Consider the following 15,784-nt stretch of genomic DNA (forward strand, 5'->3'; position numbering starts at 1 on the left):
GACCATGCTACGTATCGCCGTTCTAGGTGCCGGGCGCATCGCCAAGATCCACGCCGCCAACGTTGCCGCCCATCCTAATGCCACGCTGGTGCTGGTGGCCGACCCCTGGCGCGCAGGTGTCGATGCCTTGAGCACTCAGTTAGGGTGTGACGCCGCGTATGACTGCGCCACCGTGCTGAGCCGCGAGGACATCGATGCGGTGGTGATCGGCACGCCCACCGACACCCACATCGACCTGTTGCTGGCTGCGGTGGCCCAGGGCAAGGCGGTGCTCTGCGAAAAACCCATCGACCTGGACATCGCCAAGGCGCGCAGCGCTGCGCAAACCGTGGAGCGTCAGGGCGGCAAGGTAATGCTTGGCTTTAACCGGCGCTTCGACCCCGACATGCTGCGCCTGCGCCAGGCGCTGGACGCCGGCCAGATCGGCGCCGTGCGCCAGGTGATCATCACCAGTCGCGACCCTGGCCTGGCACCGCGTGACTACCTGGAACACTCTGGCGGGATCCTGCGCGACATGACCATCCATGACTTTGACACTGCTCGCCACTTGCTCGGCGAGGAACCCGTAGATGTCAGCGCCTTCGCCAGCCGCCTGGTGGACCCGACCCTGGAGCAGATCGACGACTACGACAGCGTCATGGTCCTGCTACGTACCGCTTCGGGCAAACAATGCCATATCAACTGCTGCCGCCAGGCGGTGTATGGCTACGACCAGCGCGTAGAAGTTTCCGGCGCCAGCGGCGTGCTGCTGACCGACAATCACCGGCCCAGCACCGTACGCCATTGGAGCGCTGAGCACACCGAAGCGTTAGAGCCGTTGCAGCATTTTTTCCTTGAGCGTTACGCGGATGCGTATCGCAATGAGCTGACGCAGTTCATCGATGCGCTGAATGAGGGGCGCGAGTTGCCCACCAGTATGCGCGATGGTTTGTATGCGTTGCATCTGGCTGATTGTGCGCTGGAGTCGGTGAAGACCGGGCGCAGTGTGAGGGTCAGTCATAACCTGTAGGAGCGAGGGGGACGCCTAGTTCTTGCTTGCGAAAAACGTCAACGATAACGCGTGCTTCCTGGATAAACGCGGCGCTTGTGAGTTTTTCGCGAGCAAGCTCGCTCCTACAGAAGGTGATGACGGCTTACGATCAAACGCCTTTGGTCGACGGCAACAGTACCGTGAGGATACCCACCAGCGGCAGGAACGAGCACAGCTTGTACACGTACTCGATGCCGTGATGGTCAGCGAGCATCCCGAGCAGCGCCGCGCCAATCCCGCTGAAGCCGAACATCAGGCCGAAGAATATCCCGGCGATCATGCCCACATTGCCTGGCACCAGTTCCTGGGCAAACACCACGATGGCGGAGAACGCCGAGGCGATGATAAAGCCAATGACCACGCTGAGTACGGCGGTCCAGAACAGGTCGACGTAGGGCAGGGCCAGGGTGAATGGCGCGGCGCCGAGGATAGAGAACCAGATGACTTTTTTGCGGCCGATCTTGTCGCCGATCGGGCCACCGGCAAAGGTGCCCACGGCCACTGCGCCGAGGAACAGGAACAGGTACATCTGGGAGCTGGCTACCGACAGCTGGAATTTTTCGATCAGGTAGAACGTGAAGTAACTGGTCAGGCTGGTCATGTACCAGTATTTGGAAAACACCAGCACGGCTAATACCACCAGGGCGAAGGTCACGCGGCCTTTGGACAAACCGTGGGTCGCCTGGCTGCCTTGCTTGAGCTTGAACAGGTTGAGGTGGTGGCGGTACCAGCGGCTCAAGCCGTACAGCACCAGGATGGCGAACACCGCAAACAGGCCGAACCAGGCAATGTGGCTTTGGCCGTAGGGAATGATGATCGCCGCCGCCAGCAGCGGGCCGAAAGCGCTGCCGGTGTTGCCGCCGACCTGGAAGGTCGATTGCGCCAGGCCGTAGCGCCCGCCGGAAGCCAGGCGTGCGACGCGGGAGGTTTCTGGGTGGAAGGTCGATGAGCCCACACCCACCAGCGCCGCCGCGAGCAATATCGCCGGGAAGTTGCCGACAAAGGCCAGCATCAAGATGCCGATCAAGGTACACACCATGCCCGCCGGCAATAACCAGGGTTTGGGATGGCGGTCGGTGTGGTAGCCGATCCACGGTTGCAGCAGGGAGGCGGTCAACTGGAAGGTCAGGGTGATCAGGCCGACCTGGGTGAAGCTCAGGCCGTAGTTGGCCTTGAGCATCGGGTAGATCGATGGCAGCACAGCCTGGATCAAGTCATTGATCAGGTGCGCCAGGGCACAGGCGCCCAGGACGCGCATGACTAAGGGGCTTACTTGCGGGCTGGTCGAAGGTGCGGCGGGTGACGCTGTGACTGTGGACATGCGGGCATTCCGTACAAGGCAGCTGACAGGCGTGGAGGCGGGCGACGGTGATGTGAACCGCCACTCCATCTGGACTCGGCGTTTATGCTAGATTCGGCGTCAATGCCTGTCTCGCGCAATTCGGGCAGAAACCATCGCAAAAAGGGCGAAATGATCAAATCACTGGATAAATTTCTGCGAGAAATCGATGAGGGCGACTGGGCCGTCATCAGCTCGGCCACCGATTACCCCGAAAACTGGGTGATCCCCGAACACAGCCACAACAAGCACCAACTGCTGTACGCCATTGGCGGTGTGATGGTGGTGTACTCGGCCCTGAGGCAATGGACGGTGCCGCCCAATCGTGGCTTTTGGATGCCTTGCGGTCAAGTTCACTCACTGCGCTGCGTGGGTACGCTGAAGATGCGCAGCGTGTTCGTGCGCCCGGACAGCTTCCCCAACCTGCCGGCCGAGCCCAAGACCGTGACGGTCTCGCCGTTGCTGAGTGAACTGATCAAGGCCTCGGTGAGCTTGAAGCCGCCGTATGCCGAGGATTCACGCGACGCGCGGATCATGCACCTGATTCTTGACGAACTGGCTATTCTCCCGGCCTTGCCGCTGTCGCTGCCCCAGCCTGCCGACCCGCGTCTGAGCCCGATCTGCCTGGCGTTGCAGGATGAACCCAGTGACGCCTCCACCGTCGCCGACTGGAGTGCGCGGTTGGGATTGGACCAAACCACCATCCAGCGCCTGTTCCGCAAGGAAACCGGCATGACCTTCGGCCAATGGCGCCAGCAGGCGCGGTTGCTGCTGGCGCTGGAGCGCATTGCGGTGGGGGAGAAGATCATCGATGTGGCGTTTGAATTGGGCTACGAAAGCCCCAGCGCTTTTACCAGCATGTTCAAGAAACAGTTTGGCAAAACGCCGAGTCATTTTTTCAAGTAGTGCCGCTTGCCATGGGCGCGTGAGCAGGGCGCCGGGATGCCAGGTAAGCCAGCAGCGTGGCGACTACCAGCAAGGCGGCGCTCAGCTCGAAGGTGGCCTGATAACCGCTCAAGTCGAATGCCACACCACCGACGGTGGCGCCGGCGGCAATCGCCAACTGGATGATGGCGACCATCAACCCCCCGCCGGCCTCAGCGTCGTCGGGCAAGGTGCGTGCCAGCCATGTCCACCAGCCAACCGGTGCGGCTGTCGCTACCAGGCCCCAACAGCCCAACAGCACGGTGGTGACAATCGCTGAATCGCCGAACTCCACCAGCGCAAAGGCGATGCCTGCCATGATCAGCGGGATGGCAATCAGCGTCGGGTACAGGTGACGCTTGAGCAAATGCTCAATCAACACCGTACCCGCCAGACCGGCCAGGCCGAGCACCAGCAGCATCAGCGACAGGGTGGACACCTCGACCCGGGTCACGCCTTCCAGGAACGGCCGCAGGTAAGTGAACAGCATGAACTGGCCCATGAAGAACAGGCTGACAGCGCACATGCCCAAGGCCACCTTGGGGTTTTTCAGCAGGCGCAGCGCATTGCCGGTGGCCGCCGTGCCGCTGTGCTTGAGCGCCGGCAAGCTCAGACACAGCCAGGCCAGCGCACTCACGGCCACCGGCACCACGCAAAAAAATGCGCCGCGCCAGCCAATCAGGCCGCCGAGAAAGCTGCCCAGCGGCGCCGCGATCACTGTCGCCAGGGCGTTGCCACCGTTGACGATGGCCAAGGCCCTTGGCACTTGGGCGGGCTCGACCAGGCGCATTGCCGTGGCCGCCGACAGTGACCAGAAGCCGCCAATCGCCACCCCAATCAACGCGCGCCCGAACATGAACACCCCGTAATTCGGTGCGAACGCCACCACGCTGCCAGAGACGATCATCAGCAGGGTCAAGGCCATCAGCAGGCGCTTGCGATCCATCCGCGCGGCAACCGCCGCGATGACCAGGCTGGTGAGCAGGGCAAACACCCCGGACACGGAAATACCCTGGCCAGCCTGGCCTTCAGTGATGTGCAAGTCAGCGGCCAGCGGGGTCAGCAGGCTGACCGGCATGAACTCGGAGGCGACCAACGCAAACGCCGCGAGCGACATCGCCAGCACCGCGCCCCAGCGTTGCGATTGAGGGGTAACGGACCTCACTGCAAGTGGCTCTGGAAGAAGGCGGTGAGCGTGTCAAACGGGATCAGTTCGACGCGGTCGTACAGGTCTACATGGCCGGCGTTGGGGATGACCAGCAATTGCTTGGGCTCGGCGGCGCGTTGATAGGCGTCTTCACTGAATTCACGGGAGTGCGCGTTGGCTCCGGTAATCAGCAGCAGTGGGCGCGGCGAGATCGTCTCGATATCGTTGAAGGGGTAGAAGTTCATGAACTTGACGTTGCTGGTCAGCGTCGGCCGGGTGGTGGTTTGCGATGAGGCGCCCGCCGGGGTGACTTCGCCGCGCGGGGTGCGGTAGAAGTCGTAGAACTCGTCGCCGACCGGGTCGCCGGTGAGGCTCTGCGGCGTGCCACCGGTGTAGAGGGTCTCGCCGCCCTGGAACTCAACATAGCGCTGGTTGGCGGCCTGGCGCAGAATCTGCTGGCGCTGTTGCAAGGTCATGCCGTGCTTGAGGCCATTGCGGTTGGCCGCGCCCATGTCGTACATGCTGACGGTGGCGATTGCCCTCAGACGCGGATCGATCTTCGCAGCACTGATCACAAAACTGCCGCTGCCACATATGCCGATGGCACCGATGCGTTCCCGGTCGACCTGTGGGCGAGTGCCGAGAAAGTCCACGGCGGCACTGAAGTCTTCCACGTAGAGGTCGGGCAACACCGCGTTGCGTGGTGTGCCGGCGCTTTGGCCCCAGAACGACAGGTCCAGGGACAGGGTCACGAAACCCTGTTCAGCCATTTTGGTGGCGTAAAGGTTGGCGCTTTGCTCTTTTACGGCGCCCATCGGGTGGCCGACGACAAGGGCTGCGTGCTTTGAGCCTGGGGCAAGGTGCTTGGGCACGAACAGCGTGCCTGCGACCTGCATGCCGTATTGATTGTTGAAGGTGACAGGCTCGGCCGTCACTGTGTCGCTGCTGTAGAAGTTATCCGCACCGTTAGACATATCGGCTCCAAATGAAGAAAGAGAACTCACCAGTAAGCCCAGAGCGAGCAAGAGGCGTTTCATAGGGATGTTCCTCGTGAAGTGTCCGCACATTTTCCGGGTGACGGCAGGGCTTCTGTAGTGCATTTGAGTGGATTACTTGCCTGATCCTCTGAGTTTCAGTGCCAGGTGACGACGCCCGTGGCTTGCGCGAGTAAAGTGCAATGAAGCATTGAAAGGGTCTGTCATGACGTCCACTCCCACCCCATTGAACGCGCTGATCCACTCGATTGGTTCGCGCACGCCGTCGCCCGGCGACTACACCATGCCGATCTCCGGCCTGGGCTTTTATCGGCGTGAGCAACCCGCTGCGCCGGTGGTGTGCATGGTCGAGCCGTGCATCGTGCTGGTGGCCCAGGGCGAGAAGCAGTTGTGGGTCGGCGGCGAGGGCTACCCCTACGACACTTCCCGGTTCCTGGTGACATCGCTGGATATCCCGGCCAATTCCGAGGTGCTGGCGGCCAGCCCCGAGCAGCCGTGCCTGGGGCTGACGTTCAAGCTGGACCTGCGCATGCTCGCCGAGCTGATCGCCCAGGGTGGCTTGCCGCCGGTGCGTGAGCGTGCGGTCATGAAGGGCGTGGGGATCGGCACGGTCACCGACGGCATGCTGGCCGCATTCGCGCGCCTGGTGGCGTTGCTGGATGAACCCGAAGCGATTCCGGTACTCGCGCCATTGATCCAGCGCGAGATTCATTACCGGCTATTGAAAAGCGACCAGGCCGGCCGACTGCGCCAGATCTGCTCGGTGGACGGGCAGGGCTATCGGATTGCCAAGGCCATCGACTGGTTGAAGTTGAATTTCGACGCGGCCTTGCGTGTGGAAGAACTGGCAGCGCGGGTGCAAATGAGCGCGGCGACCTTTCACCATCACTTCCGGCAACTGACCGCGATGAGCCCGCTGCAATACCAGAAATGGCTGCGTCTGAATGAAGCACGACGATTGATGTTGAACGAGCACCAGGATGTCTCCAGTGCCGCGTTCAAAGTCGGGTATGAGAGCCCGTCTCAATTCAGCCGTGAGTACAGCCGGCTGTTCGGGGTGCCGCCCAAGCGTGATATGGCAACACTGCGGGGCAGGGCGGGTGTCAGTGATCCGCCGGGGTCAGATTAGCGTAGAAGATGCAGCCAATAAGCCGTGCGAACAGGCTCAGGGTTTCCGGCAGGTTCGGGTCGTCGAACAGCATGGCCCGTGAGTCCAGCGCACACAGCGCCCCGAACAGGCGGCCATCGGGCAGGAAGATCGGTGCGCCGGCGTAGCTTTCGATGGCGTATTGCTTGACCACCGGGCGTGACGCGAAACGGCCGTTCTGGCTGATCTGGGGAATGAACAGGGTGTGCGGGTTGATGCAGAACTCACTGCACAGGGTGGTTTCAAGGTCGAGTACGTCGTCGACGTTGATGCCCATTTGCAGCGGGTCGTAGGCCGAACACACTATCCATTCCTGGTCGGTGAACTTGGCGATGCCGGCGAATCTCATCCCGGTCAGACGAGTGACCAGCTTGAGGATGTTGGTGGTTGCTTCAATTTCGGCAATGGCGGCGCGCTCGTCTGCGCTGAGTAACCTGTGTGCGGCGGTGACGCTTGAAACCATGCTGAACGCTCCAATGGCGTGGTCGCAGGCCGCGACCACGCACAGTCAGGTTATTAGTTGATGCGCGGGTGTTGCTGTACCAGGTTTTCGCGCTTGGTTTGCAGCGCGGCAATCTCGGCATCGATGTCTTCGATTTTCTGCTCGATATTGTCGTGATGCTCCTGCAGCAGCTCCTTGGCTTCTTCCATGTCGGAAGCTGCCGGGGCCGCGCCACGCAGGGGCTTGTTGGCGGTTTCCTTCATGGTCAGGCCCGTGATCAGGCCAACCACTGCGAACACCATCAAGTAATAGGCGGGCATATACAGGTTGTTGGTGCTCTCCACCAGCCAGGCCACGGCGGTCGGCGTAACACCGGCGATCAGTACCGACACGTTGAAGGCGCTGGCCAGGGCGCTGTAGCGCAGGTGGGTGGGGAACATTGCCGGCAAGGTCGAAGCCATCACTCCGATGAAGAAGTTCAGCACCACCGCCAGAATCAACAGGCCGCCGAAAATCAGGCCGGTCTTGCCGCTGGTGATCAGCATGAAGGCCGGGATCGACAGAAACAGCAGGCCAATGCTGCCGGCGATGATGAAGGGCTTGCGGCCGATCTTGTCGCTGACAAAACCAATGAACGGTTGCACAAACAACATGCCGACCATGATCGCGATGATGATCAGCACGCCGCTGTTTTCGGCATAGTGCAGGTTGTGGGACAGGTAGCTCGGCATGTAGGTGAGCAGCATGTAGTAGGTCACGTTGGTGGCCGCGACGATACCGATGCAGGTCAGCAGGCTACGCCAGTGCTTGGTGGCGATTTCCTTGAACGAGACTTTAGGGCCGTGGCTCAAGCCTTCGCGGTCACCCTGTTCGAGTTTGTCGACATGCTGTTGAAACGCCGGGGTCTCTTCCAGCGCGTGGCGCAGGTACAGGCCGATGATGCCCAGGGGGAGGGCGAGGAAGAACGGCAGGCGCCAGCCCCAGGCCTCGAATTCTGCTTCACCGAGCACGGTGGAGATCAACACCACCACACCCGCGCCGAGGACGAAACCGGCGATGGAGCCGAAGTCCAGCCAACTGCCAAGGAAGCCGCGCTTGCGGTCCGGGGCGTACTCAGCCACGAAAATCGACGCGCCGGTGTACTCGCCGCCCACCGAGAAACCCTGGGCCATTTTGCACAGCAGCAACAGTATCGGCGCCCAGATGCCAATGGAGGCATAGCCGGGGATCAAGCCGATGGCGAACGTGCTCAGGGACATGATCACGATGGTGGCGGCCAGGACTTTTTGCCGCCCGTACTTATCGCCCAGTGCGCCGAAGAACAGGCCGCCCAGCGGGCGAATCAGGAAGGGGACGGAGAAGGTGCCCAGTGCAGCGATCATCTGCACGCTGGGGGAGGCATCGGGGAAGAACACCTTGCCCAGCACATAGGCGACAAAGCCATAGACGCCAAAGTCGAACCATTCCATGGCATTGCCAAGTGCGGCAGCGGTGATCGCCTTGCGCATCTTGTTGTCGTCGACAATGGTGATGTCTTTCAATCCGATGGGTTTGACGCGTTTTTTACGTAGTTTCATGCGGGCCACTCAAAAGCTGAACAGGGGAGGTGCCATCGCTACGATGGCACCGCTCTGTCAGTTCAGATACAAGTGGACACGAAATAATTCACCGCTTTGTGTATTTTTTCTCACGGGGGTAAAAATGCCTGGTCCTGGAGGCCGATGCATGGCTACCGGCAAAATAGATCAAATGTGGGAGCTGGCTTGCCTGCGAAAGCGGTGGTTCAGTCAAAGATTCAGTGACTGACACTCCGCTTTCGCGGGCAAGCCCGCTCCCACAGGGGGTTGTCATTGTCAGTCAGGCAAAACAGGGAAGTCATTCATATGCCAAGCAGCCATTCGCGCCTCACCTATCGCCAACCACGGGCCGCAGACGTTCAGCGATTGTTCGCGATCTTCGGCGATCCCCAAACCAACCTGTTCAATCCTGCCGGCCCGCTGCCCAACCTCGAGGCGGCACAACGGCTACTGGATCACTGGATTCAACAGTGGACCACCCACGGCTACGGCTGGTGGGCAATTGCCCGAAAAGAGGCCCCCGAACACATCATCGGGTTTGGCGGCATTGCGCCACTAAACTATCTGACGCAGCGGCGCATCAACCTTGGCTATCGCCTGGCCGTCGAGGCGTGGGGGCAGGGCTATGCCACTGAGCTGGGGCGGGATGCCCTGGCGCTGGCGTTCGACACCCTGTCTTTACCGGAAGTCTTCGGCCTGGTACGGCCCGATCATGCGGCGTCGATCCGCGTACTTGAGAAACTCGGCATGCAACGCTTTGGCCTGCTCGATGATGTCCCCGGTCAAGCGCCCAGCCTGGTGCTCAGGGTTTGTCATCCTACAACTGCGCAGAGCTGACATTTTCCTATTTCACGTAAATCCTGGATAAGCGGCAATCTTTGCGATTGACACCCCGGGTACGTCTCGCTATAAAACTCATAGTTGTACGACGACATATGACGTTACATATGTCCTATCTAACAAAAATAAAAAGTGATGCCATGAATCTGAACGAGCCCATCAGTGCCCTTCGTGTCGGCCAGGCGGTCGGCAGCTATCGCTGGACGATCTGCGCGATGCTGTTTTTCGCGACCACGGTCAATTACCTCGACCGCCAGGTGCTGAGCCTGTTGGCGCCGCAACTCTCGACGCAGTTTGGCTGGAGCAACACCGATTACGCCAACATCGCGGCGGTGTTCCAGTTCGTCTACGCCATTTCCATGCTGTTTGCCGGGCGCTTCGTCGACAGGATCGGCACCAAGGCCGCCTACGTGGTGGCGATTGGTATCTGGTCCACCGGCGCGATCATGCATGCGTTTGCGGTGCCGATGGGCGAGGGTATCGCAGCCGTCAGTGGTGCCATTGGCCTGGCGGTGATCCCGGTGTCGATCGCCGGCTTCATGCTGTCGCGGGCAGTGTTGGCGATTGGCGAAGCGGGTAACTTCCCCATCGCGATCAAGGCCACTGCTGAATATTTCCCCAAGAAAGAACGCTCCCTGGCCACCGGTATCTTCAATTCCGGCGCCAACGTCGGTGCGATCCTGGCGCCGATCTGTGTGCCTCTGATTGCCGGCCTGTGGGGTTGGGAGGCGGCGTTTATGGTCATCGGTATGCTGGGTTTTGTCTGGGTAGCCGTGTGGGCCGCCGTGTACGAAAAACCGGAACAGCAAAAACGCCTGTCACCTGAGGAACTGGCCTACATCCGCAGCGACCAGACCGCACAACCGTTTACCCCGGCCCCGACGGGCACCGCAGGGAAGAAAGTCTCCTGGTTCAAACTGTTGACCTACCGCCAGACCTGGGCGTTTGCCTTCGGCAAGTTCATGACCGACGGCGTTTGGTGGTTTTTCCTGTTCTGGTTGCCGACTTACCTGTCCGCCCAATACGGCATGAAAGGCGCCGATATCGTGATGCCGCTGGCGGTGCTGTACAGCATGACCATGGTCGGCAGTATTGGCGGCGGCTGGTTCCCCAGCTACTTCATGGCGCGCGGCGATGCCCCCTATGACGGGCGCATGAAAGCCATGCTGGTGATTGCACTGTTCCCGCTGGTGGTGTTGCTGGCGCAGCCACTGGGTTACCTCAGCTTCTGGGTGCCGGTGCTGCTGATCGGTGTGGGCGCTTCGGCACACCAGGCGTGGTCATGCAACATTTTCACCACCGTGTCCGATATGTTCCCGCAGAAAACCGTGGCTTCGGTGGTCGGCATTGGCGGCATGGCCGGTGGCCTGGGCGGCGTGCTCATGACCAAGATCGGCGGTTGGGTGTTCGACTATTACAAGTCCATCAACGACATCCATACCGGCTACATGATCATGTTTGCCATCTGCGCTCTGGCTTACCTGGTGGCCTGGAGCGTGATGAAGACGCTGGTGCCGCGCCACAAGGAAATCACTGATCTGTGACGCTAGCTAGAAAGGTCATCAAGGCAGCGACGATGACCTCGGGCGCGTCCTCTTGCACCAGATGCCCCGCACGCGGGACGCGCAGGTAGCGTGCACCTAATCTACCTGCGAGCGCGTCGCCCTGTGCCACGTTGATCCATTGGTCTTCTTCGCCCCAGAGCAGTTGCACCGGGCAACGCAGTTCGGCGAGCCGGTCTTCAATCGTGTCGGTATAGCGCTGGTCCATCTGTGCAATCTGGCGATAGAAGGCGGGCTGGCCAATCTCGTCTGTCCAGGGCGTGACGTAGGCGTGCAGCACCTCGGCAGGCAACGGCGTGAAGGCGGCGCCCTGTAGATAGGCCCGCACAATCGCCTGATGAATATAGGCCGGCGCTTCGCTGAAGGCCTGCTCATGGCGGCGCACATGCTGCACCAGCGGCGAACCCCAGGGCGCCATGGCGACGGGGTCGATCAAGGTCAGGCTGGCATAGTCGCAGCCATCGAGCAGATGCGCACGCAGCGCCGTGGCGCCGCCAAAGTCATGGGCCAGCACGTGGGGGCGTTCCAGGCCCCAATGGTGTAGCAGTGCGGCGAGCAACAGGTTTTGCACGCCCAGAGACACGTCCTGGCCCGGCGCCTGTTCAGACTGGCCGTAGCCAAGCAGGTCGTAATAGAACACGCGGCACTGCTGGGCAAACAAGGGCGCGATACGGCGCCACACATGGGAAGAGAACGGCGTGCCATGCACCATCACCAGCGCCGGCCCCTGGGTACCCAGCTGGCCCCAGCGCACGGCTTGAGTGTGGAAGTCAAAGGTGTGGGGCAGTGCCAGTGCGTCGTTTGAATGGGTCATGGTTGAATCTCCCCTAAGGTCTGATGGGTTGTGGCGGGTGTTGCCTGCGCCAGGAGGATACGAACCGCCATGACCACGCCGACGAGCACGGCAGCCAGGCCCACGGCTTCCATTGGCGTCGGCCAGCGCCGGTGAAAGCCTAGACCGAGCAGGCTGGCGAAGAGTGATTCCAGGGCAATCAATTGGCCACTCAGTACCATGGGCAGGCGCTGCGTTGCCGCGTTCCAGGCCCAGGCGCCGACCACCGTTGACATCACCGCGATGCCCAGGCTCCAGGCATACAGCGGCCATGCCTGGTTCCACGCCGCACCAAGGGTCGGCAACCGGAACAAGCCCAGCGCGTATATCCACGGCAGCAGGCACAGCGCCGCGCCTCCTGCGCCTACTAGCATCAAGGCGGTCCACAGGCCAGTTGCGCTGGCTGGCAGGCGTGCCAGTTGCTGTTGATTGATGACGCTGAACCCCAGCCACAAGGCCACTGCGCCCAGAGAGAAACACAACCCCGCCAGCCAGGAACCGGTGCCGGGCAGGTGGAGGCTGCTGACTGTGGCCAGCAACAGCCCCACTGTGAGGCAGGACAATGGCATCACCAACTGGCGCCAGTGCAGGGTCTTGTGACTGGCGTTGCCTATCAACGCCAGTAGCACCGGGACCATGCCGACAAACGCTGGCGTCAGCACCGGGCCGCCGAACATCACACCGCCAGCAATGCACACGCCATAACCGAGGCAACCCAGCGCGCCCAGTGCTGCGGCTAGCAGGCACTGGCTGGTGCTGAGTGCACTCAATTGCGCCCTGCACACCATCATCCAGACGATGCCCAGCCCACCGGCCATCAGGAACCGTACGGCCATCAGGTCGTAGAGGCTGTAGACGCCCGTGACGTAGGGCGCAATGAAGTTCAGCGCCCACCCCAGGGTGGCGACAACGGCAAATGTCACACCGGTAAAGAGTGAGGCGCGGGCGGTGGTCATCAGGCTGATCCATGAAGTGAGAGATTCATGGTGCCCAGCGCTGCGGCTGTGCTACAAACGAGTTTTCAGCCTTGGATGCATAACCACAGATTATGAATGCACTTGGCAAAACCTTACCGCCTCTGGCCAGCTTGTTGCCGTTTGAAGCGGCGGCGCGCCTGGAGAGTTTCTCCAAGGCGGCCGATGAGTTGCACATCACCCAGGCGGCTGTCAGTCGGCAGATCCGCGGGTTGGAAGACAACCTGGGGGTCAAGCTGTTTTCTCGGCGCAACCGTGGGGTGTTCCTGACGCAAGAAGGGCGTGAGCTGGGGCGGGTGGTCAGCCAGGCCTTGCAGAGCATCAGTGAGGGCGCGGTCAGCCTGAGAACATCACCGCAGCGCAATCGCGTGGTACTGCTATGCCAGCTATGCGAGGCGTTCTATTGGTTGATGCCGCGTCTGGCGACCTTCCACCAGCAATACCCGCAGATCGAGATCCAGGTGGTGACCTGTACGCGGCCGATCACCCAGTTCGACGGGCATTTCGATGTGGCCCTGCAAAGTACCCGGCGCGCCAGTGGCAGCCATACGCTGATGTTCACCGCCTCCGACGAGGTGTTCCCGGTGTGCAGCCCCGGCTACCTCTGCCCGGAACAACCGTTACCGCTGACTGAATTACAGCCCTGCACATTTCTGCACCACAGCTCCGAGCCTCCGCACTTGATGGAATGGGATGAGTGGCTGCAGATGTTCGGCCACACGTTGGCCAGGGATGTGCGCAGTGCCACCTTCGACAGCTACCCGCTGATGTTGCAAGCCGCCGTGGAAGGGCACGGTATCGCCATGGGTTGGCGTCGTACCGCAAGCAGGCTGATAGAGAGTGGGGCGCTGGTGCGGCCTTGTGCTGAAAGCGTGTTTTTGCCCGAGGCTATTTCGGTCTACAGGCAGCAAGGGGCGGGCAGTCGGGAGGAGGTTACGGCGTTGTTGGCCTGGCTTGACGCACAATTGCAGAGTGACGGCTGACAGGGGCGTCGCAGCCCCTGTCATCTGCGGTTATTGGTTACGCGTGACGCGCCAAATCGTATTGGCCAAGTCGTCGGCAATGATCAGCGCGCCTTTGGGGTCTACCGTCACCCCCACTGGACGCCCACGGGTCTTGCCATCGTCGCCGCGAAAGCCGGTGGCAAAGTCGATGGGCTCGCCCGCCGGCTTGCCGTTGCTGAACGGTACGAAGATCACCTTGTAGCCCACTGGGTTGTCACGGTTCCAACTGCCGTGCTCGCCGACAAACGCGCCGTCAGCGAATTTTTCACCCATGGCAGGGATGGAAAAATCCACGCCCAACGCGGCCACATGGGAGCCCAGGCTGTAATCGGGCTTGATCGCCGCAGCCACCTTGGCCGGGTTCTGCGGTTGTGCGCGAGGGTCGACGTTCTGGCCCCAGTAGCTGTACGGCCAGCCGTAGAAGGCACCTTCACGCACCGACGTCAGGTAGTCCGGAACGAGGTCGGGGCCGAGTTCATCGCGCTCGTTGACCACCGTCCACAGTTGCCCGGAGCCCGGTTGGATGGTCAGCGCCGTCGGATTGCGCAGGCCCGTAGCGTAGGGCTTATGCGCACCGGTGGCGGCATCGATCTGCCAGACCATTGCGCGGTCGATCTCCACTTCCATGCCGCGTTCGGTGATGTTGCTGTTGGAGCCGATGCCCACATACAGCTGACGCCCGTCGTCACTCACGGCCAATGACTTGGTCCAGTGATGGTTGATCTGCGCCGGCAGGTCGGTAACTTTGACAGGCGGGGCGCTGGCCTTGGTCTGGCCGTCGGCGTAGTCAAAACGCAATAGTGCGTCCTGGTTGGCCACATACAGTTTGCCGTCGGCGAATGCCAGGCCGTAGGGGGCGTTGAGGTTGTCGGCGAATACCGTCTTGAGTTCATAGGTGCCGTCACCGTCGGCGTCACGCAGCAGCGTAATGCGGTTGCCGCCCTTGACCTTGGTGTTGCCCTGGGCCTTGATCACACTGGCGATCACGTCCTTGGGCTTGAGCTTGGCCGCACTGCCGCCTCGGCCTTCGGCCACCAGGATATCGCCGTTGGGCAACACCAGGGTCTGGCGCGGGATCGCAAGGTCGGTGGCGATGGCGGTGACGCTGTAGCCTTCGGGCACCTTGGGTTTTTGATCGCCCCACGGGGTGGGCTCGGCAATCTTCATGCTCGGCAACAGGCTGCTTTGTTGCTCGGGCAGTTTGGGGTCAGGGCCGCGCGCCTGGGTCTTGTCACCTTCGCCGCCACAGGCACTCAGCAACAGGGCGGCGCTGAGCAGGGTCAGTGTGTTGAGTGGTTTCATCGGGCAGCTCCTGAGCGCAGGTTGGTCAAGCCGATCCAGGTGGCGACAATCGCCAGCACGGTGACAATCGCCGACAGCACCAAGCCAGCAGGCATCATGGCGTAGGCATCCTTGGCATGCTGAAAGGCGTTCACCAGCCCAAGCACCCAAGTGCCCAGCAACAACAGGAAGTACGCCACCGGGCGCCCGCCCTTGTGTTCGGCACGCACTAGGTTGACCAACGCAAACAGCAGGGCAAAACCACAGAACACCAGCGCTCCGGCGATCAGCCAGGAGGCAAAATTGGCCCATTGAATCTGGTAGGTCTGGCCGTAGGCGATATCACTGAGCAAGGCCCCGAGAAACAACGGCACGGTGCCGGCAAGCAAAGTGCCATGCAACGGCCCAGGCCTGACGACGGGGTAAGTGGGGAGGGTAGTCATGTCGGTGGCGGCTCCTTATCGTTCTGCACCCTGGACTCAGGGCGCGCTGACTTCGCATAGGAAAGGAGCATGGCATTTGTAAGAAAGTTCACTGAGAGGGCGTGTCGAGATGTGTTTCGATCCGGCGTTCCCCTGCATATGCATAGGTATCTACACAATTTTGGTGCGACGCTGAACCTGTGGCGAGGGAGCTTGCTCCCGTGACGGCCTGACAGCCAGCGCTTATCTACCTAACCCTCCGCGATCA

The 15,784-nt window shown here is 61.4% G+C and carries 15 protein-coding genes; 6 read left to right on the plus strand and 9 right to left on the minus strand.

From position 1 onward, the window contains the following. The first annotated feature begins 4 nt into the window (after positions 1 to 4). Entirely contained in the window at positions 5 to 1,009 is a 1,005-nt protein-coding gene (iolG, locus tag ODQ19_RS14100) for an inositol 2-dehydrogenase (RefSeq protein ID WP_330210367.1), read from the plus strand. Between the two features lie 130 nt (positions 1,010 to 1,139). On the opposite strand, the gene ODQ19_RS14105 is transcribed toward iolG, so the two are convergent. Further along, entirely contained in the window at positions 1,140 to 2,351 is a 1,212-nt protein-coding gene (locus ODQ19_RS14105; protein WP_003190861.1) for an MFS transporter, read from the minus strand. A 102-nt stretch (positions 2,352 to 2,453) separates the two neighbouring features. On the opposite strand from ODQ19_RS14105, the gene ODQ19_RS14110 reads away from it, so the two are divergent. Further along, positions 2,454 to 3,275: an AraC family transcriptional regulator gene (locus ODQ19_RS14110; protein WP_014718649.1), complete on the plus strand. Its 822-nt coding sequence runs from the start codon at positions 2,454 to 2,456 to the stop codon at positions 3,273 to 3,275. Here the strand turns inward: ODQ19_RS14110 and ODQ19_RS14115 are convergent. Continuing rightward, a complete protein-coding gene (locus ODQ19_RS14115) occupies positions 3,268 to 4,458 on the minus strand; it encodes an MFS transporter (RefSeq protein WP_330210368.1) in 1,191 nt (396 codons plus the stop codon). The two genes, ODQ19_RS14110 and ODQ19_RS14115, sit on opposite strands and share 8 nt — an antisense overlap. Next, positions 4,455 to 5,477 (minus strand): alpha/beta hydrolase, encoded by a 1,023-nt coding sequence (locus ODQ19_RS14120; RefSeq protein ID WP_330210369.1) that lies wholly within the window; start codon positions 5,475 to 5,477, stop codon positions 4,455 to 4,457. The genes ODQ19_RS14115 and ODQ19_RS14120 overlap by 4 nt, the downstream gene beginning before the upstream one ends. Positions 5,478 to 5,640: 163 nt before the next feature. Here ODQ19_RS14120 and ODQ19_RS14125 point away from each other — a divergent pair, with 163 nt between their 5' ends. Next, a complete protein-coding gene (locus ODQ19_RS14125; RefSeq protein ID WP_116668641.1) occupies positions 5,641 to 6,564 on the plus strand; it encodes an AraC family transcriptional regulator in 924 nt (307 codons plus the stop codon). On the opposite strand, the gene ODQ19_RS14130 is transcribed toward ODQ19_RS14125, so the two are convergent. Next, positions 6,539 to 7,045 (minus strand): GAF domain-containing protein, encoded by a 507-nt coding sequence (locus tag ODQ19_RS14130; protein WP_330210370.1) that lies wholly within the window; start codon positions 7,043 to 7,045, stop codon positions 6,539 to 6,541. The two genes, ODQ19_RS14125 and ODQ19_RS14130, sit on opposite strands and share 26 nt — an antisense overlap. 53 nt (positions 7,046 to 7,098) lie before the next feature. Beyond that, a complete protein-coding gene (gene proP / locus ODQ19_RS14135) occupies positions 7,099 to 8,601 on the minus strand; it encodes a glycine betaine/L-proline transporter ProP (protein ID WP_003190871.1) in 1,503 nt (500 codons plus the stop codon). Between the two features lie 306 nt (positions 8,602 to 8,907). On the opposite strand from proP, the gene ODQ19_RS14140 reads away from it, so the two are divergent. Together ODQ19_RS14140 and ODQ19_RS14145 are read left to right on the plus strand one after the other, a co-directional pair. Continuing rightward, positions 8,908 to 9,438 (plus strand): GNAT family N-acetyltransferase, encoded by a 531-nt coding sequence (locus tag ODQ19_RS14140; protein ID WP_116668643.1) that lies wholly within the window; start codon positions 8,908 to 8,910, stop codon positions 9,436 to 9,438. Positions 9,439 to 9,581: 143 nt separating this feature from the next. Next, positions 9,582 to 10,985, plus strand: coding sequence for an MFS transporter (locus tag ODQ19_RS14145; RefSeq protein WP_330210371.1), 1,404 nt, complete (start codon positions 9,582 to 9,584; stop codon positions 10,983 to 10,985). Here the strand turns inward: ODQ19_RS14145 and ODQ19_RS14150 are convergent. Both ODQ19_RS14150 and ODQ19_RS14155 read right to left on the minus strand, forming a co-directional pair. Continuing rightward, complete coding sequence (locus tag ODQ19_RS14150) at positions 10,972 to 11,817, minus strand: alpha/beta fold hydrolase (RefSeq protein ID WP_330210372.1); 846 nt, start codon at positions 11,815 to 11,817, stop codon at positions 10,972 to 10,974. The two genes, ODQ19_RS14145 and ODQ19_RS14150, sit on opposite strands and share 14 nt — an antisense overlap. Then, entirely contained in the window at positions 11,814 to 12,791 is a 978-nt protein-coding gene (locus ODQ19_RS14155; RefSeq protein WP_330210373.1) for a DMT family transporter, read from the minus strand. The genes ODQ19_RS14150 and ODQ19_RS14155 overlap by 4 nt, the downstream gene beginning before the upstream one ends. 92 nt (positions 12,792 to 12,883) lie before the next feature. Between ODQ19_RS14155 and ODQ19_RS14160 the strand changes: the two genes are divergently transcribed. Then, positions 12,884 to 13,792, plus strand: coding sequence for a LysR substrate-binding domain-containing protein (locus tag ODQ19_RS14160; protein WP_330210374.1), 909 nt, complete (start codon positions 12,884 to 12,886; stop codon positions 13,790 to 13,792). Positions 13,793 to 13,822: 30 nt separating this feature from the next. Here ODQ19_RS14160 and ODQ19_RS14165 read toward each other — a convergent pair whose 3' ends face one another. Both ODQ19_RS14165 and ODQ19_RS14170 read right to left on the minus strand, forming a co-directional pair. Further along, positions 13,823 to 15,115, minus strand: coding sequence for a PQQ-dependent sugar dehydrogenase (locus tag ODQ19_RS14165; RefSeq protein ID WP_330210375.1), 1,293 nt, complete (start codon positions 15,113 to 15,115; stop codon positions 13,823 to 13,825). After that, positions 15,112 to 15,537: a DUF2231 domain-containing protein gene (locus ODQ19_RS14170; RefSeq protein WP_057711788.1), complete on the minus strand. Its 426-nt coding sequence runs from the start codon at positions 15,535 to 15,537 to the stop codon at positions 15,112 to 15,114. Before ODQ19_RS14170 ends, ODQ19_RS14165 begins: the two co-directional genes overlap by 4 nt. Positions 15,538 to 15,784 lie beyond the last annotated feature (247 nt).

The organism is Pseudomonas sp. AM4(2022) (assembly GCF_036346515.1).
GTDB classification, from domain to species: domain Bacteria; phylum Pseudomonadota; class Gammaproteobacteria; order Pseudomonadales; family Pseudomonadaceae; genus Aquipseudomonas; species Aquipseudomonas paracarnis.